We start from the raw sequence: 24,840 nt of genomic DNA, 5'->3' as shown, positions 1-24,840 counted from the left end.
AAGATGAAGAAATTTAATTGTATCATTTTTTTGTTTTTAAGCATTGTTTTAGGAAATGCACAAAATCTAGATGTTGATTTATTGAAAAAAATTAATATCAATAGAAATACGGATTTAGATCCTACATTTAAAACAATTACTAATTCTGCAGTTCCAATAAGTATAGCAACGCCTGTAGTAATTTATTCAATTGGTTTAATTCAAAAGGATTCATTAATGAAACAAAAAGCATTATTTATAGGAGAATCATTTTTAGCTTCGGCTCTTATTACAACTGTTTTAAAAGATGTAATACGACGAGAACGTCCGTATGTAAAACACCCAGAAATACAACCACTCTCTTCAGAAGGCAGCTATTCCATGCCTTCAGGACACACTTCAACAGCATTTGCAACGGCTACTTCGTTGAGTATGGCTTATCCTAAATGGTATGTAGTTGTACCTTCTTTTGTTTGGGCTAGTTCAGTAGGGTATTCTCGAATGCATTTGGGCGTCCATTATCCCTCCGATGTTTTCATAGGAGCTATTGTTGGGAGTAGTTCGGTTTATGTTACTCGCAAATTAAATCAATGGTTGGATAGAAAATACAATAAAATTAAATAATTAATTATTGGTAAATTCTTTTTTAAAAAAGAAGTAAGCAGACTTTATTTCTGTACATTCGTATTCTAAATTACAGCAATGAAAATAGCAATTGTTTGTTATCCCACCTTTGGAGGAAGTGGAGTTGTAGCAACCGAATTAGGTCTTGAGTTGGCGCGTCGAGGACATGAAATTCATTTTATTACTTACAGTCAGCCAGTTCGATTAGCGTTATTAAACCCCAATGTACATTATCATGAAGTTAATGTGCCTGAGTATCCGTTGTTTCATTATCAACCGTATGAATTGGCTTTGTCAAGCAAATTAGTTGATATGGTAAAGTTGTATAAGATTGAGGTATTACATGTACATTATGCAATCCCCCATGCATATGCGGGTTATATGGCAAAGCAAATGCTGAAAGACGAGGGAATTGACATTCCAATGGTAACAACTCTTCATGGGACGGATATTACTTTGGTAGGAAATCACCCTTTCTATAAGCCAGCAGTTACTTTTAGTATCAACAAATCGGATTTTGTGACCTCAGTTTCACAAAGTTTAAAAGACGATACACTTAAATTATTCAATATTAAAAAAGAAATTCAGGTTATCCCTAATTTCATTGAATTGGATCAAATTCAAAAAGAAGATAAAACGCCTTGTCAACGTTCAGTTATGGCCAATGAAGATGAGCGAATTATTACTCATATTAGTAATTTTAGAAAAGTAAAACGAATTCCAGATATTATTAAAATATTTCACGCTATTCAAAAAGAAATTCCAGCCAAATTAATGATGGTGGGCGATGGACCAGAGAAAGAGAAAGCTGAATATTTATGTCAAGAATTAGGTATTTTGGACAAAGTTATTTTCTTTGGAAATAGTAATGAAATAGACAAAATTTTATGCCAAACGGATTTGTTTTTACTGCCTTCAAAAACGGAAAGTTTTGGATTAGTTGCTCTTGAAGCGATGGCGTGTGGAGTACCTGTAATATCAAGTAATGCAGGTGGTTTACCAGAAGTGAATCAAGACGGTTTTTCGGGTTTTTTAAGTGAAGTAGGTGATATTAAAGGAATGGCAAAGAATGCTTTGAAAATACTAAAAGATGACGAAGTGTTGGCTGAATTTAAGAAAAATGCTTTGGCAACAGCCCAAAAATTTGATATTAAAAAGATATTGCCATTATATGAAGATTTATACCGAAGATCCATTGCTAAATATTTATAAGTACAAAAAAGCCACTTTTAAAAGTGGCTTTTTAATTTCTTGAAATTAGAATTTATACCTAATTCCTAAAGCAATATCGGCTCCATAATTGTTGTCAAAGTAACCATGACCACCAAATTCAGGTCGGTAATCTAATGAAAGTAAAATAGGAGCTTCTTTGAAATTGTACTCAATTCCAACATCTCCAGCCACATAAACAAAACTCCCATTGTTACCTGTTGTACTCCAACTTCCTAAACCAGCGCCAGCACCAGCATACCAGTTGAAATTGTTATCAATTTCCCAAACCCATTGATAAATACCTGTTAATTTAATAGCACTCACATCGTGATTATTTCTCCAACCTAAATCAGCTTCTAATCGATTGTTTTTAGATAATCCTTTTTGGTAAGAGATTTCTGCACCAAAACCGTTATTATCTCCCAAACGCAATCCTAAAGCATTTTTTGAAATTTCTTGAGCCTGAGCAGTAAACCCTAATCCCATTAGTAGTACTGCGGATACAATTAATTTTTTCATAGTAATTTGTTTTTAACTAATTAATCAAAAAACGCACCAAAAAGAAATAAATTGTGTTGTTTTTGTGTTTAAAATCCGTGTTTTGGGGTTATTAGAAAGGTAATTAATCAGTTATGTATTGAAAAACTTTGAACCTTAAATTTTTAAACTTTAAACTAAAATGGTACTTTTGTTCAAAACTAATTATAATGGCAGGAAATAGCTACGGAACACTTTTTAGAATCACTACTTTTGGGGAATCACATGGAGAAGCTTTAGGTGGAATTATAGATGGATGCCCTCCAGGTATTACAATTGATTTTGAGGCAATCCAATTAGAAATGGCAAGAAGAAAGCCAGGTCAATCGGCTATCGTTACACAACGAAAAGAACCAGATGATGTTCAATTTCTTTCTGGAATTTTTGAAGGAAAAACAACAGGTACGCCAATTGGTTTCATTATCCCAAATACCAATCAAAAGTCAGACGACTATTCTCATATAAAAGATAATTACCGACCGAGTCATGCTGATTATGTGTATGATAAAAAATACGGTTTTCGTGATTACCGTGGAGGAGGCAGAAGTTCGGCCCGTGAAACTGCAAGTAGAGTTGTGGCAGGTGCTATTGCCAAACAGATGTTGCCTGAAATTAAAATAAATGCTTATGTTTCTTCAGTGGGACACATTCATTTAGATAAAAAGTACCAAGAGTTAGATTTTTCAAAAATAGAGAGTAATCCCGTACGATGTCCTGATGAGCAATCAGCGGCAGAAATGGAAGAATACATTCGTGAAATTCGTAAACAAGGAGACACTGTTGGAGGTGTAGTTACTTGTGTTATTCAGAATGTTCCGGTTGGATTGGGCGAGCCTGTTTTTGATAAATTGCATGCTGAGTTAGGTAAAGCAATGCTTTCTATCAATGCAGTAAAGGGATTTGAATTTGGAAGTGGTTTTTGTGGTGCCGAAATGAAAGGCAGCGACCACAATGATTTGTATTTTGCAGATGGAACCACCAAAACCAATCTTTCAGGAGGAATCCAAGGAGGAATCAGTAACGGTATGGATATTTATTTCAGAGTAGCTTTCAAACCAGTTGCTACAATTATGCAAAAACAAGATGCCTTAGATAATCAAGGGAATATCGTTGAAATGACAGGTAAAGGGCGTCATGATCCTTGCGTTGTACCTCGCGCAGTTCCTATTGTTGAGGCTATGGCGGCTATTGTTTTAGCTGATTTTCATTTGTTAAATAAAACGTACTCAAAATAGTAATTAAGAGCTATTTCCTGCTGTACGCTGTATCTCTGCCGGCGAACCCCGCCGTCACAGGATGCCGCTTCCATCAGGGCTAACCCAAAACCAATAAAAAATGAAAGAAAACACCAATAAAACTTCCTTCTTTTCAGGACTGACAGGACAAATCCTGACAGCCATGATTTTAGGTGCTATATTAGGAATTGTTATTCATACTAATTGCACTGACGAAATTGCGCAATCATTTAGTTCAAAGATTAAAATGCTAGCTACGGTTTTTATCCGTTTAGTACAAATGATTATTTCTCCTCTAGTATTTACAACATTGGTTGTGGGTATCGCTAAACTAGGTGATATTAAAGCTGTTGGTAGAATTGGAGGAAAAGCACTAGCTTGGTTCTTTACCGCTTCTTTCATTTCGTTATTACTCGGAATGTTTTTTGTTAATGTTTTAGAGCCAGGTGTGGGTTTAAATCTTTCTAATATTGATGTAGCGGCAGCTTCAGAAGTTACGGCTAAAACACAGACTTTATCTTTTGAAAATTTTATTGAACATATTGTACCTAAAAGTGTCTTTGAGGCTATGGCTACCAATGAAATTTTACAAATAGTAATCTTTTCGATTTTCTTTGGTTTAGCTGCGGCAGCTATTGGAGATAATGCTAAACCAGTAATAAATGCTTTAGATAAGACTTCTCATATTGTTTTGAAAATGGTCAATTATGTGATGAAGTTTGCACCTATAGGTGTTTTTGGAGCTATAGCAGGAGTTTTTGCAGTGCGAGATTTTCAAGAATTAGCAATGACTTATTTTAAATATTTTGGTTCGTTTTTGATCGGTATTTCTTCTCTTTGGATTGTATTAATTTTGATTGGATTTATTTTCTTAAAATCAAGAATGTCTATTTTATTAAAAAGAATAATGAGCCCTTTGATTGTAGCATTTGGAACTACAAGTAGCGAAGCGGTTTTTCCTAAATTAACAGAAGAATTAGAGCGCTTTGGTGTAAAAGATAAAATAGTTTCGTTTATGCTGCCTTTAGGTTATTCCTTTAATTTGGATGGCAGTATGATGTACATGACTTTTGCAAGTATATTTATTGCTCAAGCTTATGGTGTACATCTAGATTTAGGAACACAAATGACGATGCTATTAGTTTTAATGTTGACAAGTAAAGGGATAGCAGGTGTGCCAAGAGCGAGTTTGGTTGTCGTAGCGGCTACTTGCGGAATGTTTAAAATTCCTGTTGAAGGCATTGCTTTGATTTTGCCAATTGACCATTTTTGTGATATGTTCCGTACAGCGACTAATGTTTTAGGAAATGCTTTAGCTACTTCCGTAGTTGGTCAATGGGAAGATGATATAGAAGCAAAACAGTAATACAACCCTATAACTAAAAATAGAATTAAAAACAGAAGTCCAAAAGCTTCTGTTTTTTATATTCTAAATTATATAAAAAGAGGGTCGTTTTCTTGTGAATACATTTGCGCTAATAAAAAATAAGTATCATCTAAATGAGCTGAGGCGCTATTTTTCTTTAATTTAATCACAGATTTTTCATATTGCTTTTTTTCAATCAGTTGCTTTTTTGTAAGATTCATTAATTTGGTTTTTTTAATAATGTATTTTGCAGTGTTCATGGTAGGCAGTTTTTTAAATTATAAATAAATCGAATCGTTACGCCTTTAGGCAAAAGACGCAACGATTCTTTGCAAGTAAGAACTTAGTAAATTCTTGCTTACAATTTTTTACTCAATAGCAATTGTTTTACTACTTTTCTTTTTACTACCTTCTTTTTTGGCAATTTCTACATGAAGAATACCGTCTTTGTAATTGGCTTGAATTTTATTCTCGTCAATATATTCAGGTAAAGTAAATGACCTGAAAAAAGATTGATAATTAAATTCTTTTCGGAGGTAATTGTCTTTTTTTCTAGATTCTTCTTTTTCTTCTTCTTTCTCAGATGAAATAAGTAGCGTGTTATTATCAATTTCTACTTTAAAATCCTCCTTTTTCATACCTGGCGCCGCTAATTCTACTTGTAATTTAGTATCTGTTTCTTTTAAATTTACAGAAGGTAAATTGCTACCAATAGAAGAGAAGTTTCTGTCTGTCCAATCGAAGATATCTCTTGAAAATAAATCATCGATAAAATTACTTGTTGGGAGTAACGGCAATAAGCTGTTTCGTTTTACTAAAGTTTCCATACTATTACAATTTAAATGTTTGTGATTAAGAGTAGCAAACTTAAATAAGATATTAGTTAACAAGATTTAATTTAACATATAAAACGTTGTAAATTAAATTATTACCGACAAAAAGTAAGGTCAAGAAAACACTGATAAATTAATACCAGCGTTTTTTATTTTTTTTAGAAGTGTTAGATTTTCTTGATTTTTGATTTTTTCCACTGCGCTTAGTAGATGGAGTTATTGTTTCTATACTTCCATCAGGTCTGTCAGTGTGCCAAGGATAGGGATGCTCAGTAATAGTTTTTACATCAACTCTAATTAATCTTTGGATATCTTTCCAATAGGGATGCTCATCTTTGCTACAAAAAGAAAGTGCAATTCCTTCATGTCCAGCACGACCCGTTCTTCCAATTCGGTGAACGTATGTTTCTGGAATATTTGGTAAATCGAAATTAATTACTAAGGGGAGTTGATCAATGTCAATTCCACGGGCAGCAATGTCTGTAGCAACAAGAATATTTACTTCTTTATTTTTAAAAGATTCCAATACACGTTGTCTTGCACTTTGAGATTTATCTCCATGGATAGCTTCAGCAGCGATGCCTTTTTTTCGTAAAGATTTTACAACATTGTCTGCTCCGTGTTTAGTTCTTGTAAAAACTAATACATCAGATAGCTTTTCATTTCGGATTAAGTGATACAGTAAGTTTCTTTTTTCACTTTTTTCAACAAAGTAAATACGTTGTTTGACTTTCTCTGCAGTAGAAGAAATAGGTGCGACTTCTACTCTGGCAGGATTTTTTAAAAATAGTTCGGCTAATTCTCTAATAGCCATTGGCATAGTGGCCGAAAACAACAATGTTTGTCTGTTGTTTGGGGTTAATTTTACAATTTTTTTTACATCATTAATGAATCCCATGTCGAGCATTTGATCAGCTTCATCTAGGACTAGTGTATGTAGATAATCGAAATTGATAAATCCTTGTTTATGTAAATCGAGTAAACGTCCAGGAGTACTTATTACTACATCAATTCCTTTTTTTAGTACATCAACTTGTGGAATTTGAGATACACCACCAAAAATAGTGGTTTGAGTTAGATTCGTATATTTGGCATAAGTGTCAAAATTTTGCCCAATTTGTATCGCTAACTCTCGGGTTGGGGTAACAATTAAAGCTCTAATTTGTTTGCTTTTTTTTGAAGAACCTACTATTCGATGCAGTTGGTGAATGATGGGAATCGCAAATGCAGCTGTTTTTCCTGTCCCAGTTTGTGCACAACCAATTACATCTTTGCCTTCTAAAATATATGGAATTGCTTGTTCTTGGATAGGAGTGGGTTGCGTATAGCCTTCTTCATAAACGGCTTTTTGAATACTTTTTGAAAGTGATAATTCTTCGAATAACATATTTTGTGTTTAAACTTGCTGTAGTAAGTACAACAATATTGGACAAAGATAGTGTTATTATTTTTGATGTATTAATTTTGTAATCACTGAGGATGAGGATTCGTTTTTTTCAGTACTAGATTTTATAAAATCAGTAATTAGATGACCAATAATTTTACCAACTAAGTGGTCGTTTTTTTCTTCTCCTAAATCAGGAGCTCCTTCGCAGAGATGTAAATAGGTTGTATTTTGAAATTTACCAAAGAAAGAAACAAACCGTCTTAATTCTTCTACAGAAAAACCTGTAAGGGTCATGGTGCTACTGGCAATATTGGGGACAGCTCCTAAATCGATTTCTAGTCCAAAAGCATCTTGATTGATAAAATCTAAAGCCTGTATCATTTCGTGTTCAAATTCTTTTTCTTTTCTGATATTGATACTGTCATAAGTGACATAACGAACACGATCTTCGATTTTTTTTAACGTATCTAAAACACTTTTAGAAGTATAATTTTCATGCAATCCAAAAATAAAATATTTTTTTAAAAACCCCTCTTCATAAGCATAGGAAAAAGCATTTCCACTGTGGCGGCCTTCTAAAATTCTAAAATCAGAATGGGCATCAAAATTAATTGCGTTTATTGGCTTTCCTTTGGCTAAAGCGGTTCCCTTAATATTTCCGTAAGCATTATTTTGTCCACCCCCAATGATAATAGGTGTTTTTCCGAGTTTTACGATATTGAAAATAATATGAGAAACCTCTTTATCTATTTGTTCAACTAATTGACTTAATTTAGATCGGTCATCAATATCGTTGAAATCTAAATGTTTTACTTCTTCCATTTCACTAGCAACATTGAGTTGGCCTAGAACGACAATTTGATTTCCTTTACAAAATCGATTGTGTTGAATGTTGGCAATACTTTTTATGGCACTATTCCAAGCAGATGCTGCTCCAGGTCTACCATAATTAGCTCTGATTCCAATGTCTTCAGGTATCCCAAAAATCACGAATTGAGCATCACAAGTAGCTAAGAATTGTAATGGATCAATTCCTTTAGGTACAGTAATCATTTTCTCGCCAAATTTGATTTCTCCATTCCTGTGATTTGTAATTTTACCAAGGTCGGTTATTGTAAAAGGAATTAGTTTATCCATTTCGATTTTTTTTTTTAATCAAAAATACTATAAATGTCTTAAAATACCTTGTGTCGTCTCGATATATTGTTACTTTTGTAAAAACTATTAAACTATAAACATAAAAATTAAGATGGAAAATCAAAAAAGCAATTCAAATTTGAAAGCTGTCGTAGTTGTATTACTATTATTGCTTTTGGGAAGTTTAGGTTACATTTTTAAAATGTCAACTGATGCCGAAATTGTTCGTACAGAATTGAAGACAACATTGACTGAGAAAGAATCAGTAATGAAAGATTTGCAAGAGTTGAAAGCGACTTATGACGCTGCTATTGCTGAGAATACAACGATGTCTGAAGAGTTAATCAAAGAAAGAGACAAGGTAGTTGCATTGATGGAAGAATTGAAGCAATCCAAAGGAGATGTTTCTAAATTCAAAACTCAATTAACATCTTTACAAAGTAATATGAAGGTATTACTAGCCGAGAACGACAATTTGAAAAAACAAAATGTTGTTTTAACAACACAGCGTGACAGTACAAGAGTTGTTTTAGTAGAGTCAAAGAAAGCTAATGAGGTTTTAACAGCTCAAAATTCAGATTTATCTAAAACAGTAGAAAAAGGATCTATTCTTACCGTTTTAAATACTAAAGGAGCCGCTTATAAAGTAAGAAGTTCAGGAAGACAAATTGAAACAGAAAAAGCCAATAGAGCTGATATTTTGAAAGTTAGTTTTACAATTGCTGAAAATAAAATTGCTAAGTCAGGATTGAGAACGTATTACGTTCAAGTTATAGATAGCGAAAATAATGTAGTAGGTGACAAAAAAACAGAAAATTTTGGCCCAAAATCATTGACATATAGTTTTACAACTAGTGTAAAATATGATAATAAGACTGTTGATGTATCAGAAGATTTAGCAGGTAAAAATTTTGCAAAAGGAACTTATTTCGTAAATGTTTATGATAAAGATGAGTTAGTTTCTAAAACTAGTTTTAGTTTAAGATAGTAGGACTCATTTAGCCTTACAAAAAAAGGGAGCAGTACTGCTCCCTTTTTTATTACTTAGGTTATACTAAAAAGAACGTTTCATTTTGTCTTTTATCGCATTTAAACATAAGTTATTGATACTTCCTTCGTGACTGTGTTTAGTGGCTTTAGGCGATTGGAATGTGCCATTTTCCAGTTGTTCAGCAACTGCCTTGTAGGCATCTCTAAACGGAATTCCAGCAACTACCATTTCATTTAGTGAATCAACTGTAAAAAGATAGTCGTATTTTTTATCGTCTAAAATATGTTCTTTTACCGTAATATCTTTGATAGCAAAAATAGCAATGTCCAAACAAGCTTTTAAATTTTGAATTGCCGGAAACAATCCTTCTTTCAATAATTGTAAATCTCTATGATAACCACTTGGTAAATTGTTCGTAATCAAAGTGATTTCATAAGGTAGCGCTTGGATTTTGTTGCATTTTCCACGAATCAATTCAAATACATCAGGATTTTTCTTATGAGGCATAATACTAGAACCTGTTGTAAGATGAGACGGCAAGCTGATGAAATCAAAATTCTGGCTCATGTACAAACACACATCCATAGAAAATTTTGCCAAAGTTGCTGCCACGCTACTCATAGCAAAAGCGACTGTTTTTTCTGCTTTTCCGCGACTCATTTGAGCAGCTACGGCATTGAATTTTAAAGTTTCAAATTGTAGCTCTTGGGTGGTAAACGTTCTGTTAATTGGGAAGGAACTTCCGTAACCCGCAGCAGAACCCAATGGGTTTTGATCTACCACTTTTAGTGCGGCATTCAACATTGTAATATCATCAATCAAGCTTTCTGCATAGGCTGAAAACCACATACCAAAAGAAGAAGGCATGGCGATTTGTAAATGTGTATAACCAGGTAATAATACATTTTGGTGCTTATCAGCCGATTCCATCAATAAATCAAAAAGTACTTTTACCTGTTCTTTGAGCTCTTTGACAACATCTTTTAAGTATAAATGTACATCTACTAAAACTTGGTCGTTACGAGAACGCGCTGTGTGTATTTTTTTTCCAGCATCGCCTAACTTGACAGTCAATAGGTATTCGATTTTGGAATGAACGTCTTCAAAACTATCTTCGATTTCAAAATTACCGGCTTCGACCTCTTTAATAATTTCCTCCAAAGCGATAACCAATGAAGAGGTTTCTACTTCAGTCAACAAACCAATTTGACCTAACATTTTGGCATGAGCAATAGAACCCAATGCATCGTATTTAGCCAAAACTAAGTCTAATTCTCTGTCGTTTCCAACAGTGAAATGTTCGATTTGCTTATCAGTGGCAATTCCTTTTTCCCAAAGTTTCATAATTCTAATTTTATTGTTTGAAAAAATCAGTTAGTATTTTGATGTACAACTGAATTCCTTCTTCTATTTCGTTAATAAATATAAATTCGTCAGCCGAGTGGGAGCGAAGCGTTTCTCCAGGCCCTAATTTCAAGGATTGGCAACTCAATACCGACTGATCAGAAAGGGTTGGTGAACCATAAGTAGTTCTACCTAAAGCGATTCCAGCTTGAACCAAACCGTGTTCTAACGGAATAGATGAAGCGTTTAGATGCATTGAACGAGGATTTACTTCTGCGTTGACATGATTTTTTACAGTAGCCAAAATTTCGGCATTACTATAACAATCATTCACGCGGATATCCACAACCAAATGACATTCAGCAGGAACTACATTGTGTTGTTTTCCAGCACTTACTTGAGTTACAGTCATTTTTACAGGACCTAAAACATCAGATATCTTTTCAAATTGATAGGTTTTGAACCAATCAATCACTGGCATTGCATTGTAAATAGGATTGTCTTCATTTTGATGTGCCGCATGACTGGCAGTTCCTTTGACAACAACATCTAACACTAACAAGCCTTTTTCGGCTATAGCTAATTGCATTAATGTAGGCTCGCCCACAATCGCACAATCCAGATCTGGTAAGTGCTTTAATACGCTATTTAGACCATTTTTTCCGCTACTTTCTTCTTCTGCGGAAGCCACGATAACCATATTGTAAGGTAAATTTTCTTGCGCATAAAAATGAACAAAAGTGGCTAAAAGCGAAACCAAACATCCCCCTGCATCATTACTTCCTAATCCGAATAATTTACCGTCTTTAACAATGGCTTCAAAAGGGTCATTGGTATAGCCTTGGTTCGGTTTTACAGTATCGTGATGCGAATTCAATAAAAGTGTTGGTTTACTTTCGTCAAAATGTTGATTGAAAGCCCAAATATTGTTATTCTCTCTCTGAAAAGGAATTCCGTTTTGGGTAAACCAATTCTCAATTAATTGTGCTGTTTTATCCTCTTCACTTGAAAAGGAAGGGGTTTCAATTAGCGCTTTTAATAAGGCAATAGCTTCTTGTGTAAGTATTTCTATAGTCTTCATAAAGTAATTGTCGTATAAGTCGCCGTTTTGTTTTGTAACATTCGGTGGTGTCCAATTCTGATTTGTTTTACACCTTTGGATAGGCTGTTGAAACAATTGTCTAATTTAGGAATCATTCCGGAATGAATCGCTTGCTCTGCTTTTAATTTGGCATACAAATCCGGATTGATTTGTTCAATCACCGAAGTATCATCTTCTGCATCAAACAAAACACCTGGTTTTTCAAAGCAATAGGTAAGGGTTACATCAAATTGACCAGATAGGGCAATCGCTAATTCGCTCGCAATCGTATCGGCATTGGTATTTAATAATTGGCCTTTCCCATCGTGAGTGATGGCGCAAAAAACAGGGGTTATTCCTGTTTCAAGTAGGCTAGCTAACAATGTTGTATTGACTTTTTTTACATCGCCAACAAAACCATAATCGATTGTAGGATGATTTCGCTTATCTGACAGAATTAAATTACCATCCGCACCCGAAAGCCCCATGGCATTGGTACCGTTGGCTTGTAATTGGGCTACCACTTCTTTGTTGATTTTGCCGGCATAAACACCCACCACCACTTCAAGCATAGGGGTATCGGTAATTCTACGTCCTTCAATCATTTGAGGGACTAATCCCATGCTTTGGGCTAATTTAGTAGCTGATTTTCCACCGCCATGAACCAGAATAGTATTGCCTTCCAAAGCAGCAAAATCAGCTAAAAACGAAGCTAATTCCGTAGCATTATCAATGATATTCCCACCGATTTTTATAATGGATACTGATTTTTTATTTTCCATCTTCCAATATTTTTTGCAAAACCAATTGCGCTGCGTACGTTCGGTTATTGGCTTGTTCAATCACAATTGAATTTTCGCTATTAATCACTTCGTCTGCCACGATTACATTACGTCTTACTGGCAAACAGTGCATGAATTTCGCATTATTAGTCAATTTCATTTTCTCAGCAGTAACGGTCCAGTTTGGGTCTGAGTTAGTTACTTTTCCGTATTCTTTGTAATTACTCCAGTTTTTGGTGTAAATGAAATCGGCATTTTCAAAGGCTTTGTTTTGGTCGTATTCAATTTTTGAATCTTTAGTGATTTCTGGATTCAATTCATACCCTTCAGGATGCGTAATCACAAAATCAGCGTCTTGCAATTGCATCATTTGTACAAACGAATTGGCTACGGCTTGTGGTAATGCTTTTGGATGTGGCGCCCAAGATAAAACTACTTTTGGACGGTGAGCCGTTTTGTATTCTTCCATGGTGATGGCATCTGCCAAAGACTGTAAGGGATGTCCCGTAGCACTTTCCATATTTACAATAGGCACTGTAGCATATTTTAAAAATCCTGAAATTACGGTTTCGGCATTGTCTTTTTCCTTGTCAGTCAATCCCGCAAAAGCTCTGATAGCAATAATATCGCAATATTGTGATACGACTTGAGCTGCTTCTTTAATGTGTTCAGAAGCGCCTTGATTCATCACTGCTCCATCTTCAAATTCGAGTGTCCAACCTTCATTTGTAAAGTTCATCACCATCACATTCATTCCTAGGTTCAACGCCGCTTTTTGTGTGCTCAAACGCGTTCTTAAACTAGGATTGAAAAACAACATTCCTAAGGTTTTATTTTTGCCTAAGGCTTTGTTTTTCAACGGATTTTTTTTGATTGCAATCGCTTCTTTTACCCATTCTTGAAGCGAATCTATTTCTTGTATATTGATGTAATTCATTACTTTTAAGTGTATTAGTTTATTTAGTTATCTGTTTATTTGGATCGCCAAATAAGTAGACAACTCGTTTATCTTTTATATAATCTTCGTAAAAGGAATCTCGTTTTGTAGGGCTTTTAAAATAAAATTATCTTCTAGTCCGTTGACAATCCAAGTTTCGATATTGGCGGCTTTCGCTATCGCTGCCGAATCAATTTTGGACTGCATTCCGCCTGTTCCGTGTGAGGATTTAGCCTCTCCAATTTCTTTTTCTAAGGTTTGTAAATCCGTTACTAAACGAATCGTTTCAGGATGTGCATCGTGAATAGATGCTTTAGTGTAAATTCCGTTGGTATTGGTGGCAATAATCAAAATATCGACATCTAATAAAACAGCCGTCAAAGCGGCTAATTTATCGTTATCTCCAAATTTAATCTCATCCGTTGAAACAGTATCATTCTCATTGATAATAGGAATGTAGCTGTTTTTAACTAATACATCAATTGTGTTAATAATATTTACTTTGGTTTCAGTTTTTTCAAAATCAGCATACGAAAGTAAACACTGCGAAGTATGCAAACCTAAATCGCTGAAATTCTCATGAAAAATCCGCATTAAGTGCGGTTGACCAATCGAAGCCAAGGCTTGTTTGACAAAAATCTCGTTGTCTGGCGCTTCTAATTTAACAAACTGTTTTGCCGCAGCAATAGCTCCTGAACTTACAATTACAAACTCGTAATCGTCTTTCAGTGCTGCAATTTGCATTCCAATGTCCTCAATCTTTCCTCTCGAAATATGATTGGTTTCTTTGGTGAGCGTGTTGCTTCCTATTTTTAATAAAATTCTTTTTTTAGCCATTATTTTTAAACCACAAAGGGCACAAAGTTTTTATAATTTAACTTTAATAAACACAAAGTTCACAAAGCTATGTTTAAAATATTAGTTCATAAACCTAAAGAACTTAGTGAGCTTTGCGCTTACTTCGTGTCTTTGTGTTTAAAATACTATCGAATCTGTCCATCTCCGTAAATATACCATTTATTAGTTACCAAATGCTGTAAGCCAATAGGGCCGCGTTGGTGTAATTTATCTGTGCTAATGGCTAATTCGCCTCCTAATCCAAATTGTCCTCCATCTGTGAATCGAGTAGAGGCGTTGTGATATACTGCTGCCGAATCAACATTGTCCATAAATTTTTGGGCTATAGCCTCATTTTCTGTAATGATAGAAGCCGAATGTCCTCCGCAATAGTGATTGATTTTATCAATGGCTTCTTGGTCAGAATCGACTGTTCCAATCACAATTTTGTAATCCAAAAATTCTTCGTACCAAATTAAATCGGATTCAATAGAAGGAATGCCTGTTGCAGCTGCTACTTTTTGGTCACCCAAAACAGCTACTTTATGCTGTTGTAAATCTTCGATTAATTGTTTAGTAAAAGACTTCCAATTGTTTAAATTAGTGTCGATTAAAACTTTGTCTAAAGCATTGCAAACTGAAATATTAGAAGTCTTACCGTTGATGATAATATCCGTTGCTTTTTGTAAATCCGCTCCTTGATTCACGTATACAAAATTGTTGCCACGACCACTCACAATCACAGGGCAAGTAGCGTGTTGCTTCACAAAAGCAATTAATTGTTCGCCACCACGAGGAACAATTAAATCCACTCGTTGTGTTGGTTTTTCCAAAAAAGCTTGGGTTTCTGTTCGGTTGTAATTCAAATATTCTACCCAGTTTTCCGAAACTTCATTCTCTTTCAAGGCTTGGTGCCAAAGCGCTACAATTTTTAAATTGGAAAGCAAGGATTCTTTTCCGCCTTTCAATAGAATTTTATTTCCGGATTTAAAAGCAATACCACCTGCTTCAACAGTAACATCTGGACGTGATTCGTAAATAATCATCACCGTGCCAAATGCAGCAGTTTTGTTGGTGATTTTCATTCCTTTCTCATGAACAAAATGAAATCGTTCTACTCCAATAGGATCGTCTTGGCTTGCCAATTGTTGCATCGACAAAATCATTCCGTCAATTTTAGCGTCGTCCACCAAAAGACGTTTTTTCATAGCTAAATCGGCTCCAGAATAATTATCCAAGTCTTGCTTGTTGATAGCTTTAAGGTTGGCTCTTTCTTCTTCAAGAAGTGTCGCCATTCGGCTTAAAACTGCATTTCTTTTTGCTATTGAAAGTAGTGTACTCATGAAATTAAGATTGAATTTCTTTCAAAGTTTCTCTTAAAGCAATAATGAAAGTATCTATGTCTTTCTTATTGATTGTCAGAGGCGGAAGTATTCTTAATAGATTTTTGTTATTGGCATTTCCAGTAAAAATATGCTTGTCAATAATCATTTTTTTACGGAGGTCATTGATTTCAAAATCAAATTCAACTCCAAGCATCAATCCTTTTCCTTTTACTTTTTTTACTTCGGGAATTTGTTGAATGGCTTCTAAGAAATAAGCATATACTTCATTTACATTGTCCATTAACTTTTCCTCTTTAATGACATCCAAAACTGCAATCCCTGCGGCACAAGCCAAATGACTTCCGCCAAAAGTAGTGCCTAATAAACCGTAACTTGCTTTGAATTTTGGCGAGATTAAAATACCTCCAATTGGAAATCCGTTCCCCATTCCTTTTGCTAAACAAATTATATCGGCTTTGATGTTGTGATGTTGGTGTGCAAAGAATTTTCCTGTTCTTCCGTAACCCGACTGTACTTCGTCTAAAATGAGAACTACGTCATATTGTACGCACACTTTTTCTAGGTCTTGGAAGAATTCGGTAGTTCCTTCATCCAATCCGCCCACACCTTGAATTCCTTCGATAATTACACAGCAAACATCGCCTTTTTTCAATTCGGCCTCAACCAATTCAATTTGGTTCAAAGGCAAAAAGGTAACCACTTGTTGCGCATTCAATGGTGCTACAATTTTTTTATTATCGGTTACAGCTACTGCTGCCGAAGTTCTACCATGAAAGGAGTTGTTAAAAGCAATAACACGTGATTTATTAGTATGAAAAGAAGCTAATTTTAGTGCGTTTTCATTGGCCTCAGCCCCAGAACTACATAAAAATAAGCTATAATCCTCATAACCGGATAACTTCCCTAACTTTTCAGCTAATTCTACTTGCAATGGATTTTGAATCGCATTAGAATAAAACCCAATAGCATCCAATTGATTTTTTAATTTCAATACATAGTGCGGGTGGGTGTGACCAATCGAAATTACACCGTGACCACTGTATAAATCTAAGTATGCTACACCTTTATCGTCTGTAATAGTGCAATCTACTGCTTTTACAGGGGTGATATTGTATAAAGGATAAACGTCAAATAAGTTCATTTCAAATGATTTAAAGATTTTGAGATTTAAAAATTTAAAGATTGGATTTATTCAAGTCTGTATTTATGGCTTTGCTAATTTTTCAATCATTAAATTCTTTAATCTTTTAATTATTTTTTTTTAAAATCCACAAGGCTTTAAATGCAATCCTGTGGTTTCTTCTAAGCCAAATAACAAGTTCATATTTTGAATCGCTTGTCCTGAGGCTCCTTTGGTTAAATTGTCAATTATAGATGTAATTAAAAGCCGGTTTCCTTTTTTTATTAAACTAATAATACACTTGTTGGTTTGTACTACCTGCTTCATATTGATATTGGTAGTCGTCACTGTTACAAAGGGTTGGTCAGCATAATAGGCTTCATATTTCGCAACAATATCTTCCAAACTATCCGTTACAGTAGTGTATAAAGTAGCAAAAATTCCTCTAGCAAAATCCCCTCTGTTAGGAACAAAAATCAATTCGTTAGGATATCCAGCTTGTAACTGTTGTATACTTTGGTTGATTTCGCCTAAATGTTGGTGTTCAAATGCTTTGTAGTGCGACATATTATTGTTTCTCCAACTGAAATGGGTGGTTTCTGAAGGACTTACCCCAGCTCCTGTACTTCCAGTTGTGGCATTGATATGCACATCTTCGTTGAGTAATCCATTTTTTGCCAACGGCAACAAAGCCAATTGAATTGCGGTCGCAAAACAGCCTGGATTAGCGATATAATTAGCAGATTGTATTGCTGTTTTGTTCAATTCCGGTAAGCCGTAAACAAATTGCTTTCCGTCAAATGCAGCATCTTTAGTCAATCTAAAATCGTTGCCTAAGTCAATAATTTTAGTGTCGTTTGAAAATTGGTTTTGTTCTAAAAACGCTTTTGATTTACCATGCCCCAAACACAAGAAAACCACATTCACGTCAGGGTTTACTTGGTCAGTGAAATTCATTTCGATATCGCCCAACAAGTCGTGATGCGCAATAGATAAAGGTTTACCAGCATTAGTGGTGCTGTACACAAAATCTAGAGTAGCATTAGGGTGAAACATCAAAATTCTGATGAGTTCGCCCGCCGTGTATCCAGAACCTCCAATTATTCCAACTTTAATCATGACTCAATTGGTTTACTGATGAAAATATATTTTGTGCATTTCCTAAAATCTTAATGAATCCTTTGGCATCTTCAGATGTCCACGCATTGTTCATTTCGCCATATTGTCCAAATCCAGTATTCATCAAATCGTTTTTAGATTCGATTCCGTCTAATGAGAAATGATACGGCTTCAAAGTTACTGTCACGGTTCCGTTGACTGTTTTTTGAGTATCTTCCAAGAAAGTTTCAATATTACGCATCACGGGGTCTAGGAATTGTCCTTCGTGGAATAACATGCCGTACCAGTTGCCTAATTGTTCTTTCCAATATTGTTGCCATTTACCCAAAGTATGTTTCTCTAGTAAATGGTGTGCTTTGATGATAATCAACGGAGCAGCGGCTTCAAAACCAACTCTTCCTTTGATTCCAATAATGGTGTCACCCACGTGGATATCCCTACCAATAGCGTAGGCATTCGCCAATTTTTCTAAAATCACAATGTTGTTTGGAGGCGTGTCTTTTTTACCGTTTACGGCTACCAATTGTCCTTCGTTGAATTCCAAAGTTACTTTTTCTTCTCCTTGTTTTTGCAATTGAGATGGGTAGGCTTCACTTGGCAATGCTTCGTGAGAAGTCAAGGTTTCTTTTCCACCCACACTGGTTCCCCAAAGTCCTTTGTTAATCGAATATTGTGCTTTTTCCCAAGAATAGTGTACGCCGTTTTTAGCCAAATAATCCACTTCTTCCTGACGTGATAATTTCAAATCACGAATAGGAGTGATGATTTCAATTTCAGGCGCAATAGTTTGGAAAATCAAATCAAAACGAATTTGGTCGTTTCCAGCACCGGTACTTCCGTGAGCAATAGCGCTTGCACCAACTGATTTCGCATATTTAATGGCTTCAATCGCTTGAAAAACACGTTCAGCACTTACAGAAAGTGGGTAGGTGTTGTTTTTTAATACGTTTCCGTAAATTAAATATTTTATGGCTTTATCGTAGTATTTGTCTAGAATAGTAAGGTTGGCGTGTTTTGCACTTCCTAATTCATAGGCTCTGTCTTCGATAGCTTTCAATTCAGCTTCATCAAAACCACCTGTATTGATTAAAACGGTATGAACTTCATATCCTTTTTCGTTTTTTAAATATTTTAGGCAATATGAGGTGTCTAATCCTCCGCTATAGGCTAATACAACTTTTTTCATGGTATAATTATTTTTTTAAGAATAAGGCTTCTTTAATTTTCTTTAATCTATTCAGTACTTTTACGTTAAAGGGGTGTTTGGGTGGAATTTTTTGTTTTTCTTTTGGGTCATACAACATTCCAGTACACAAACACATTTTATTGTCTTTGCTCTTTAAAATTTCATAGTTGGTACACGTTTGGCACCCTTTCCAAAAACTTGGATCGGTAGTTAATTCAGAAAACGGAACTGGTTTGTACCCTAAATCCGAATTGATTTTCATTACGGCTAAACCAGTAGTGATTCCGAAAACCTTGGCATCAGGGTATTTTTGAAGCGAATAATCAAATACTTTTGATTTGATTTTTTTGGCCAAACCGTGATTTCTATAGTCTGGGTGTACAATTAAACCCGAATGCGCTACAAATTTTCCGTGTTCCCAACTTTCGATATAACAAAAACCAGCAAATTTACCATCAGCCAAAGCGATGATGGCATCTTGGTTTTCCATCTTTTTTTGGATGTATTCCGGAGTTCTCTTAGCAATACCAGTTCCTCTTAATTTGGCAGAGGTTTCGATAGTATCGCAGATTTCTTCCGCAAACTTATAATGCTCTTCTTGAGTTACAACAATTTTAATATTCATTACAAAAGTTGAATTTTATAGTAGATGAAACAATAGCAATTTGTTTTGTGCTCATTTTAGGAATTATTATAGCCCATTTTGCCAAAGTCTTATGATGTGGCGCTGTAGAAGTTAAAATGTAATCCTTAGGATATGTACATCCAATGTAAAACGAAAATGAATTCAAAACGGTAAATTGAAAAATGAATAAATGACCAAACACATTGCGGATACTATACCAATAGTGTCCGTACCTCGGGAGAGGTAATACGTGTGTTTATCCGTGATAAAGAAGTTATATGTAAACTGATTTTATTCATCGACTGCAAAAATACAACTTTTTTTATAAAATCAGGACGATTGTGTGTTTTCTAACATTTTTTTACTGCAATGTTAGGATGTATTAATAAAAAACTCGTTGATATTTGATATTCAACGAGTTATTTATGTATTGACGTGCCATTAATTTCGCAGCGGATTTTGGTTTAAAATTCCTTTGAGTTTGTTTTTTAAATCTTCACCTGCATCGTAAATCATTTGTTCGTTGCTAGGAAAAGGGATTGTTTTTTTATTGAAATTTGGAAAATAACTATCGTCAGCAGCTCTTCGGTCTCCTTTATAATTGGCATACACATTTTCAAAAATGAATTCGCTACTCAACGGAAAGCTTTGTAATAACTGATTTGTTGTCCAATTACTGAAGTCAACTTTGGCAGTTATTATACAAGATTTGAATTGTCTAAATTCGTTGACTTTAACAGTAACATCTTTCCAATTGTCAACAAAAACTACTTTTCCTTTTTCGTCCAACACTTCTTTACCGTTAGCATCAATTAATTTTTTTTGTCCGTCTTTGATGCGGCGTTCTTTGATGAACTCTTTTTCTTTGATTTGTTCTGGCGAAATAACAACTTCTCTAAAACGGATACGGACTCCAAAATCATAGCGAATACCATCTTGTTCTGTATTGTGATACACGGTCCATTTGTCGTTCAAACCATAGGTGTTGAAATCCAGTAAATCGTTTTGTAAACGAACGGGAATAATCATATTGGTTTCGTTTTTTGTACTGACTAAAACAAAATCAGAACCTTTGAATTTAGCCTCTTTTAGCAGCTCGTTCACATCTTTGAAATTGGGGTTGATTTGGTTCAAATAAGTGAAATCGTCAAAAGCTTTACGAAAATCTATTTTATTTGTGCTTTTAAGTAGAGCTTTCGCATTGGCGTACAAATAATTGGAAAGCGCATTTTTAGCCGTAACCAATTTGTCGTTGTAATTCTCAAATGCAAAAACTGCGGTGCGATTTTCTTTCAATAATTGCAATGGAAGCAAAGGTTTGATTTTTTCTTGTCGGTTATTCAATCCTACATAAAGTTGATAAATGTGTTCAATCTGTGCTGGATTATTCTCTTTTTCGAGTAAGTTTAAAGTATTCAAGTCTCTTTCTTTGGCTTTGGCAAAAGCCTCTTCCAACAAATACACATAGTCTTGCTTGCTCTTTTTATCTTTATTGGATTCTAAACTTGAAACGGCTATGGTAATGGCATTATCATAGTCGCCAGAATGAACTAATTCTTGGGTGTGTTTGAGTGCGCAACTGGTTATAAAAACTAAAAAGCTAAAAAGGAGTGTAATTTTTTTCATCATAGATTGGTTTTACTTAGTTTGGGATGTGGTACTTTTTTCAAAAACGATGCCATTAAAAAAGAGAACAGGTTCTTTGTTAATTAATTTGTTAAAAAATACTAGGCCAAATATATTGCTAAGCGACTATTTAGCCAACGATTTTTTGTATTTTTGCGGGAAATTAACGAAAACTACACAAATGCAACGCGACGAACAAATTTTTGACCTTATCTTAGAAGAACAAGACAGACAAATTCACGGAATAGAATTAATTGCATCCGAAAACTTTGTAAGTGACGAAGTGATGGAAGCTGCAGGTTCTGTTTTGACTAACAAATATGCAGAAGGATATCCTGGAAAGAGATACTACGGTGGTTGTGAAGTAGTAGATGTTATAGAACAAATCGCTATTGACAGAGCTAAAGAATTATTTGGTGCTGAATATGCTAATGTGCAACCTCACTCAGGTTCTCAAGCCAATACTGCGGTATACCACGCTTGTATTAAACCAGGTGATACTATTTTAGGATTTGATTTGGCTCACGGTGGTCACTTGACTCACGGTTCGCCAGTGAATTTTTCTGGACGTTTGTACAACCCAGTTTTTTACGGTGTTGACAAAGAAACAGGACGATTGGATTATGATAAAATTCAAGAAATTGCAACTAAAGAGCAACCTAAATTAATTATCGCTGGAGCTTCGGCTTATTCTCGTGATATGGATTTTGCTCGTTTCAGACAAATTGCAGATAGCGTTGGTGCTATTTTATTGGCTGATATTTCGCATCCAGCAGGTTTGATTGCTAAAGGATTGATGAACGATCCGTTGCCTCACTGTCATATTGTAACTACTACTACACACAAAACATTACGTGGACCACGTGGTGGATTGATTTTGATGGGGAAAGATTTTGAAAATCCATTTGGTTTAACGACTCCAAAAGGCGAAATCAGAATGATGTCTAGTTTATTGGACTTGGCTGTTTTCCCTGGAAACCAAGGAGGACCATTAATGCACATTATCGCTGCTAAAGCAGTTGCTTTTGGCGAAGCTTTGAAAGATGAATTCTTTACCTATGCGATGCAGTTGCAAAAAAATGCGAAAGCGATGGCTGACGCTTTTGTAAAAAGAGGATACGAAATCATTTCTGGTGGTACAGATAATCACATGATGTTGATTGATTTAAGAAACAAAAATATTTCTGGTAAAGACGCTGAAAATGCGTTAGTAAAAGCAGAAATTACAGTAAATAAAAACATGGTTCCATTTGATGACAAATCACCGTTTGTTACTTCAGGAATTCGTGTAGGAACGGCTGCGATTACTACTCGTGGTTTAGTGGAAGAAGATATGGAAACTATTGTAGCGCTTATTGACAAAGTCTTGATGAATCATACTGACGAAGAGGTTATCGAAGAAGTAGCTGCTGAAGTCAATGAAATGATGAGCGAAAGACCTATTTTCGTTTTCTAAATTTTTTTAAGTTTCAAATGATAAGGTTTTGTTTTTACGGAAAGTAATTGCAAAACCTTATTTTATTACTCCTAAACTGAACTTGAAACCCAAAACCTGAAACAAGATTTTTTATGTCCATACTGAGATTAAAACTACCTACCGACCCAAGATGGGTAAATATTGTTGAGAAAAACATTGAAGAAATTCTGACGGATCACGCTTGGTGCGAACAGAAAGCCGCTACCAATGCGATTACAATAATTACGCACAATTCGGAGCATCAAGATTTAGTTCAGGATTTATTGGCTTTGGCCAAAGAAGAAATCGACCATTTTGAACAAGTGCACAATATCATTATCAAACGCGGACTGAAATTAGGTCGCGAACGCAAAGATGATTATGTAAATGAGTTGTATTTGTACATGAAAAGAAGCAGTAACGGGAGTAGAGTTTCGGGCTTAGTAGAACGCTTGTTGTTTTCGGCTATGATTGAGGCCAGAAGTTGTGAGCGTTTTAAAGTACTTTCTGAAAATATTGAAGACCCAGAATTAGCCACCTTCTACCGTGATTTGATGGAAAGTGAGGCAGGACATTATACTACTTTTATTGGCTATGCCCGAAAATATGGAGAAGGCATTGATGTAGAGCAACGCTGGAGAGAATGGTTGGATTTTGAAGCTTCTATCATTACCAACTATGGTAAAAGTGAAACCGTCCACGGATAGCAATATCAAAAATCAATATCAAAGGTCAATATCAAAGGTCAATATCAAAGGTAAATATCAAAAGTCAATATCAAAAGTCAATATCAAAAGTCAATATCAAAAGTCAATATCAAAGGTCAATATCAAAATTCAAAGTTCATTGTTCAATAGCGAAACCTTATATTTTCTTATATTCCTTATATGGTTTTAAAAAATCAAAATCTAAAAAGTCTAACTGTCTAATCATCTAATTTCAAATGCTTTCCATTCAAAAAGGTTCACCATTAGATACAGCAACAATACGTGATATCGCGTATAGAACGTGGCCAGATACGTACGGCAACATTGTTCCTGCGGCTCAGTTGGAGTACATGTTGGAATTATTTTATTCTGATGAAGCGTTGACAGTGCAAATGAAGGAGAAGGGACATCAATTTATTTTGGTGAAAGAAAACGAAACGGTCTTGGGTTTTGCTTCCTATGAACACCATTATTTAGGACAAAATACGACCCGATTGCATAAAATTTATTTACTACCCGAGTCGCAAGGCAAAGGAGCGGGGAAGTTGTTGATTGATTCGGTAGTGAAAGTGGCTAGAGAAAATCAATCTGAGGTAGTGTCTTTGAATGTGAATCGATTCAATACAGCAGTTACTTTTTATCAAAAAATGGGGTTTGACATTGTAGGAGAAGAAGACGTTGCCTTAGACCACGGCTACTTGATGGAAGACTACAAAATGGAGTTCAAGATGTAATTACTCTACAATAATATTGTGTTTGTACAACAATCCTTTAAGACCTTCTAAAGCAAAAGTGGCTTTTTTAATCTTGGTTTTCTCAGGGTCAATGGTATAATTGTAGCTGGTTCTAAAATCAGCTTTTGAGGCATTGGCTTTGTCAAATTCGGCACGATACAAATCACAATGGTCAAACACTACTTCTGACAAATCAGTTGCCATAAAATCAACGGCAATCAAACTACAGTTTTTAAACAGTGTTTCTTTTAGTTTTAGCGCATAAAATTTGGAGAAATCCAAATTACAACGGCTAAACGCTATTTCAAAAATCAATTTGTCGCACATAGCAAAATTAATGTCTTGCATTTTGCAGTTGTTGAACTGTACGGTTCGTAAAGCGGTATGATTGAGTTTGGTGCTATTAAAGTTGCAATTGGTAAATGTACAGTCAATAAAAGTAACCCCAATAAAATTACAAGCGGTAAAATCACAATTGATAAACTGACAGGATTCAAATTCTTTGAGATGCATGGCTTCCTCACCATACGTGGTGTCTTGGTAAGTGCTGTCAAAGAAATAGGTAGTCATAGCATTGTATTAGTTCCTGTTGGGGCTAAATTACTTATTTCTGTTGGGAAATAATGGGAAGTTATGTTT

General features: G+C 35.0%; 25 protein-coding genes. 8 read left to right on the top strand and 17 right to left on the bottom strand.

Annotated elements, in window-relative coordinates; all coding sequences use genetic code 11:
• Window positions 1–3 precede the first annotated feature (3 nt).
• Both MG292_RS09630 and bshA read left to right on the top strand, forming a co-directional pair.
• Window positions 4–603: a phosphatase PAP2 family protein gene (locus MG292_RS09630; RefSeq protein ID WP_264532943.1), complete on the top strand. Its 600-nt coding sequence runs from the start codon at window positions 4–6 to the stop codon at window positions 601–603.
• A gap of 78 nt (window positions 604–681) precedes the next feature.
• Entirely contained in the window at window positions 682–1,815 is a 1,134-nt protein-coding gene (gene bshA / locus MG292_RS09625; protein WP_264532944.1) for an N-acetyl-alpha-D-glucosaminyl L-malate synthase BshA, read from the top strand.
• 45 nt (window positions 1,816–1,860) lie between these two features.
• On the opposite strand, the gene MG292_RS09620 is transcribed toward bshA, so the two are convergent.
• Window positions 1,861–2,334, bottom strand: a complete 474-nt coding sequence (locus MG292_RS09620) for an outer membrane protein (RefSeq protein WP_264532945.1) — start codon at window positions 2,332–2,334, stop codon at window positions 1,861–1,863.
• Window positions 2,335–2,522: 188 nt separating this feature from the next.
• On the opposite strand from MG292_RS09620, the gene aroC reads away from it, so the two are divergent.
• Together aroC and MG292_RS09610 are read left to right on the top strand one after the other, a co-directional pair.
• On the top strand, window positions 2,523–3,587 hold the full coding sequence (aroC, locus tag MG292_RS09615; RefSeq protein WP_264532946.1) for a chorismate synthase: 1,065 nt from the start codon (window positions 2,523–2,525) through the stop codon (window positions 3,585–3,587).
• Between the two features lie 100 nt (window positions 3,588–3,687).
• Window positions 3,688–4,953, top strand: a complete 1,266-nt coding sequence (locus MG292_RS09610; protein WP_264532947.1) for a dicarboxylate/amino acid:cation symporter — start codon at window positions 3,688–3,690, stop codon at window positions 4,951–4,953.
• Between the two features lie 68 nt (window positions 4,954–5,021).
• Here the strand turns inward: MG292_RS09610 and MG292_RS09605 are convergent, their stop codons facing one another.
• The 4 genes from MG292_RS09605 to MG292_RS09590 form a co-directional block, all read right to left on the bottom strand.
• A complete protein-coding gene (locus tag MG292_RS09605; protein ID WP_264532948.1) occupies window positions 5,022–5,213 on the bottom strand; it encodes a hypothetical protein in 192 nt (63 codons plus the stop codon).
• A 108-nt stretch (window positions 5,214–5,321) separates the two neighbouring features.
• Window positions 5,322–5,780: an Hsp20/alpha crystallin family protein gene (locus MG292_RS09600; protein WP_264532949.1), complete on the bottom strand. Its 459-nt coding sequence runs from the start codon at window positions 5,778–5,780 to the stop codon at window positions 5,322–5,324.
• A gap of 139 nt (window positions 5,781–5,919) precedes the next feature.
• Window positions 5,920–7,173, bottom strand: a complete 1,254-nt coding sequence (locus MG292_RS09595; protein WP_264532950.1) for a DEAD/DEAH box helicase — start codon at window positions 7,171–7,173, stop codon at window positions 5,920–5,922.
• Between the two features lie 57 nt (window positions 7,174–7,230).
• A complete protein-coding gene (locus MG292_RS09590) occupies window positions 7,231–8,310 on the bottom strand; it encodes a formimidoylglutamase (RefSeq protein WP_264532951.1) in 1,080 nt (359 codons plus the stop codon).
• 112 nt (window positions 8,311–8,422) lie between these two features.
• Here MG292_RS09590 and MG292_RS09585 point away from each other — a divergent pair, with 112 nt between their 5' ends.
• Complete coding sequence (locus tag MG292_RS09585; protein ID WP_264532952.1) at window positions 8,423–9,298, top strand: hypothetical protein; 876 nt, start codon at window positions 8,423–8,425, stop codon at window positions 9,296–9,298.
• Between the two features lie 66 nt (window positions 9,299–9,364).
• Here MG292_RS09585 and argH read toward each other — a convergent pair whose 3' ends face one another.
• From argH to MG292_RS09530, 11 genes are all read right to left on the bottom strand, one after another.
• Window positions 9,365–10,645 carry an argininosuccinate lyase gene (gene argH / locus MG292_RS09580; RefSeq protein WP_264532953.1) on the bottom strand — a complete coding sequence of 427 codons (1,281 nt, stop codon included), beginning with the start codon at window positions 10,643–10,645 and terminating at the stop codon, window positions 9,365–9,367.
• 10 nt (window positions 10,646–10,655) lie between these two features.
• A complete protein-coding gene (locus MG292_RS09575; RefSeq protein WP_264532954.1) occupies window positions 10,656–11,726 on the bottom strand; it encodes a M20 family metallo-hydrolase in 1,071 nt (356 codons plus the stop codon).
• Complete coding sequence (gene argB / locus MG292_RS09570) at window positions 11,723–12,508, bottom strand: acetylglutamate kinase (RefSeq protein ID WP_264532955.1); 786 nt, start codon at window positions 12,506–12,508, stop codon at window positions 11,723–11,725. Before argB ends, MG292_RS09575 begins: the two co-directional genes overlap by 4 nt.
• Window positions 12,498–13,445, bottom strand: a complete 948-nt coding sequence (locus tag MG292_RS09565; protein WP_264532956.1) for an N-acetylornithine carbamoyltransferase — start codon at window positions 13,443–13,445, stop codon at window positions 12,498–12,500. The genes argB and MG292_RS09565 overlap by 11 nt, the downstream gene beginning before the upstream one ends.
• Window positions 13,446–13,520: 75 nt before the next feature.
• The gene (gene proB / locus MG292_RS09560) at window positions 13,521–14,282 is read right to left on the bottom strand and encodes a glutamate 5-kinase (RefSeq protein ID WP_264532957.1); all 762 of its coding nucleotides are present in this window, start codon (window positions 14,280–14,282) and stop codon (window positions 13,521–13,523) included.
• Between the two features lie 146 nt (window positions 14,283–14,428).
• Complete coding sequence (locus MG292_RS09555) at window positions 14,429–15,625, bottom strand: glutamate-5-semialdehyde dehydrogenase (protein WP_264532958.1); 1,197 nt, start codon at window positions 15,623–15,625, stop codon at window positions 14,429–14,431.
• A gap of 4 nt (window positions 15,626–15,629) precedes the next feature.
• Entirely contained in the window at window positions 15,630–16,769 is a 1,140-nt protein-coding gene (locus tag MG292_RS09550) for an aspartate aminotransferase family protein (protein ID WP_264532959.1), read from the bottom strand.
• A 120-nt stretch (window positions 16,770–16,889) separates the two neighbouring features.
• The gene (gene argC / locus MG292_RS09545) at window positions 16,890–17,867 is read right to left on the bottom strand and encodes an N-acetyl-gamma-glutamyl-phosphate reductase (RefSeq protein WP_264532960.1); all 978 of its coding nucleotides are present in this window, start codon (window positions 17,865–17,867) and stop codon (window positions 16,890–16,892) included.
• Complete coding sequence (locus tag MG292_RS09540; RefSeq protein WP_264532961.1) at window positions 17,860–19,053, bottom strand: argininosuccinate synthase; 1,194 nt, start codon at window positions 19,051–19,053, stop codon at window positions 17,860–17,862. Before MG292_RS09540 ends, argC begins: the two co-directional genes overlap by 8 nt.
• A 7-nt stretch (window positions 19,054–19,060) precedes the next feature.
• A complete protein-coding gene (locus MG292_RS09535) occupies window positions 19,061–19,678 on the bottom strand; it encodes a GNAT family N-acetyltransferase (protein WP_264532962.1) in 618 nt (205 codons plus the stop codon).
• A 441-nt stretch (window positions 19,679–20,119) separates the two neighbouring features.
• Window positions 20,120–21,307, bottom strand: coding sequence for a hypothetical protein (locus MG292_RS09530; RefSeq protein ID WP_319799836.1), 1,188 nt, complete (start codon window positions 21,305–21,307; stop codon window positions 20,120–20,122).
• A 178-nt stretch (window positions 21,308–21,485) separates the two neighbouring features.
• Here MG292_RS09530 and glyA point away from each other — a divergent pair, with 178 nt between their 5' ends.
• The 3 genes from glyA to MG292_RS09515 all read left to right on the top strand — a co-directional run bounded on the left by glyA (window position 21,486) and on the right by MG292_RS09515 (window position 24,201).
• Complete coding sequence (gene glyA / locus MG292_RS09525) at window positions 21,486–22,760, top strand: serine hydroxymethyltransferase (protein ID WP_264532963.1); 1,275 nt, start codon at window positions 21,486–21,488, stop codon at window positions 22,758–22,760.
• 119 nt (window positions 22,761–22,879) lie between these two features.
• A complete protein-coding gene (locus MG292_RS09520; RefSeq protein WP_280158319.1) occupies window positions 22,880–23,467 on the top strand; it encodes a MiaE family protein in 588 nt (195 codons plus the stop codon).
• A 236-nt stretch (window positions 23,468–23,703) separates the two neighbouring features.
• Complete coding sequence (locus tag MG292_RS09515) at window positions 23,704–24,201, top strand: GNAT family N-acetyltransferase (RefSeq protein WP_264532965.1); 498 nt, start codon at window positions 23,704–23,706, stop codon at window positions 24,199–24,201.
• Here the strand turns inward: MG292_RS09515 and MG292_RS09510 are convergent, their stop codons facing one another.
• Entirely contained in the window at window positions 24,202–24,771 is a 570-nt protein-coding gene (locus tag MG292_RS09510) for a pentapeptide repeat-containing protein (RefSeq protein ID WP_264532966.1), read from the bottom strand. It abuts the gene before it with no gap.
• Window positions 24,772–24,840: the final 69 nt, after the last annotated feature.

The organism is Flavobacterium keumense, from assembly GCF_029866485.1.
In the GTDB taxonomy this organism is placed as follows: Bacteria; Bacteroidota; Bacteroidia; order Flavobacteriales; family Flavobacteriaceae; genus Flavobacterium; species Flavobacterium keumense.
Note: the sequence above shows the minus strand (reverse complement) of the source record. Positions and strands in the feature narration are given on the sequence as shown.

Bases quoted from the DNA above. Each gene is read 5' to 3' on its own strand.
- MG292_RS09550 (WP_264532959.1), bottom strand. From the start codon at position 16,769: ATGAACTTATTTGACGTTTATCCTTTATACAATATCACCCCTGTAAAA.
- MG292_RS09595 (WP_264532950.1), bottom strand. From the start codon at position 7,173: ATGTTATTCGAAGAATTATCACTTTCAAAAAGTATTCAAAAAGCCGTT.
- MG292_RS09610 (WP_264532947.1), top strand. From the start codon at position 3,688: ATGAAAGAAAACACCAATAAAACTTCCTTCTTTTCAGGACTGACAGGA.
- MG292_RS09600 (WP_264532949.1), bottom strand. From the start codon at position 5,780: ATGGAAACTTTAGTAAAACGAAACAGCTTATTGCCGTTACTCCCAACA.
- MG292_RS09530 (WP_319799836.1), bottom strand. From the start codon at position 21,307: ATGATGAAAAAAATTACACTCCTTTTTAGCTTTTTAGTTTTTATAACC.
- MG292_RS09540 (WP_264532961.1), bottom strand. From the start codon at position 19,053: ATGAAAAAAGTTGTATTAGCCTATAGCGGAGGATTAGACACCTCATAT.
- argC (WP_264532960.1), bottom strand. From the start codon at position 17,867: ATGATTAAAGTTGGAATAATTGGAGGTTCTGGATACACGGCGGGCGAA.
- MG292_RS09575 (WP_264532954.1), bottom strand. From the start codon at position 11,726: ATGAAGACTATAGAAATACTTACACAAGAAGCTATTGCCTTATTAAAA.
- proB (WP_264532957.1), bottom strand. From the start codon at position 14,282: ATGGCTAAAAAAAGAATTTTATTAAAAATAGGAAGCAACACGCTCACC.
- MG292_RS09565 (WP_264532956.1), bottom strand. From the start codon at position 13,445: ATGAATTACATCAATATACAAGAAATAGATTCGCTTCAAGAATGGGTA.
- MG292_RS09620 (WP_264532945.1), bottom strand. From the start codon at position 2,334: ATGAAAAAATTAATTGTATCCGCAGTACTACTAATGGGATTAGGGTTT.
- aroC (WP_264532946.1), top strand. From the start codon at position 2,523: ATGGCAGGAAATAGCTACGGAACACTTTTTAGAATCACTACTTTTGGG.
- glyA (WP_264532963.1), top strand. From the start codon at position 21,486: ATGCAACGCGACGAACAAATTTTTGACCTTATCTTAGAAGAACAAGAC.
- MG292_RS09590 (WP_264532951.1), bottom strand. From the start codon at position 8,310: ATGGATAAACTAATTCCTTTTACAATAACCGACCTTGGTAAAATTACA.
- MG292_RS09605 (WP_264532948.1), bottom strand. From the start codon at position 5,213: ATGAACACTGCAAAATACATTATTAAAAAAACCAAATTAATGAATCTT.
- MG292_RS09585 (WP_264532952.1), top strand. From the start codon at position 8,423: ATGGAAAATCAAAAAAGCAATTCAAATTTGAAAGCTGTCGTAGTTGTA.
- argB (WP_264532955.1), bottom strand. From the start codon at position 12,508: ATGGAAAATAAAAAATCAGTATCCATTATAAAAATCGGTGGGAATATC.
- MG292_RS09510 (WP_264532966.1), bottom strand. From the start codon at position 24,771: ATGACTACCTATTTCTTTGACAGCACTTACCAAGACACCACGTATGGT.
- MG292_RS09535 (WP_264532962.1), bottom strand. From the start codon at position 19,678: ATGAATATTAAAATTGTTGTAACTCAAGAAGAGCATTATAAGTTTGCG.
- MG292_RS09555 (WP_264532958.1), bottom strand. From the start codon at position 15,625: ATGAGTACACTACTTTCAATAGCAAAAAGAAATGCAGTTTTAAGCCGA.
- MG292_RS09515 (WP_264532965.1), top strand. From the start codon at position 23,704: ATGCTTTCCATTCAAAAAGGTTCACCATTAGATACAGCAACAATACGT.
- argH (WP_264532953.1), bottom strand. From the start codon at position 10,645: ATGAAACTTTGGGAAAAAGGAATTGCCACTGATAAGCAAATCGAACAT.
- MG292_RS09630 (WP_264532943.1), top strand. From the start codon at position 4: ATGAAGAAATTTAATTGTATCATTTTTTTGTTTTTAAGCATTGTTTTA.
- bshA (WP_264532944.1), top strand. From the start codon at position 682: ATGAAAATAGCAATTGTTTGTTATCCCACCTTTGGAGGAAGTGGAGTT.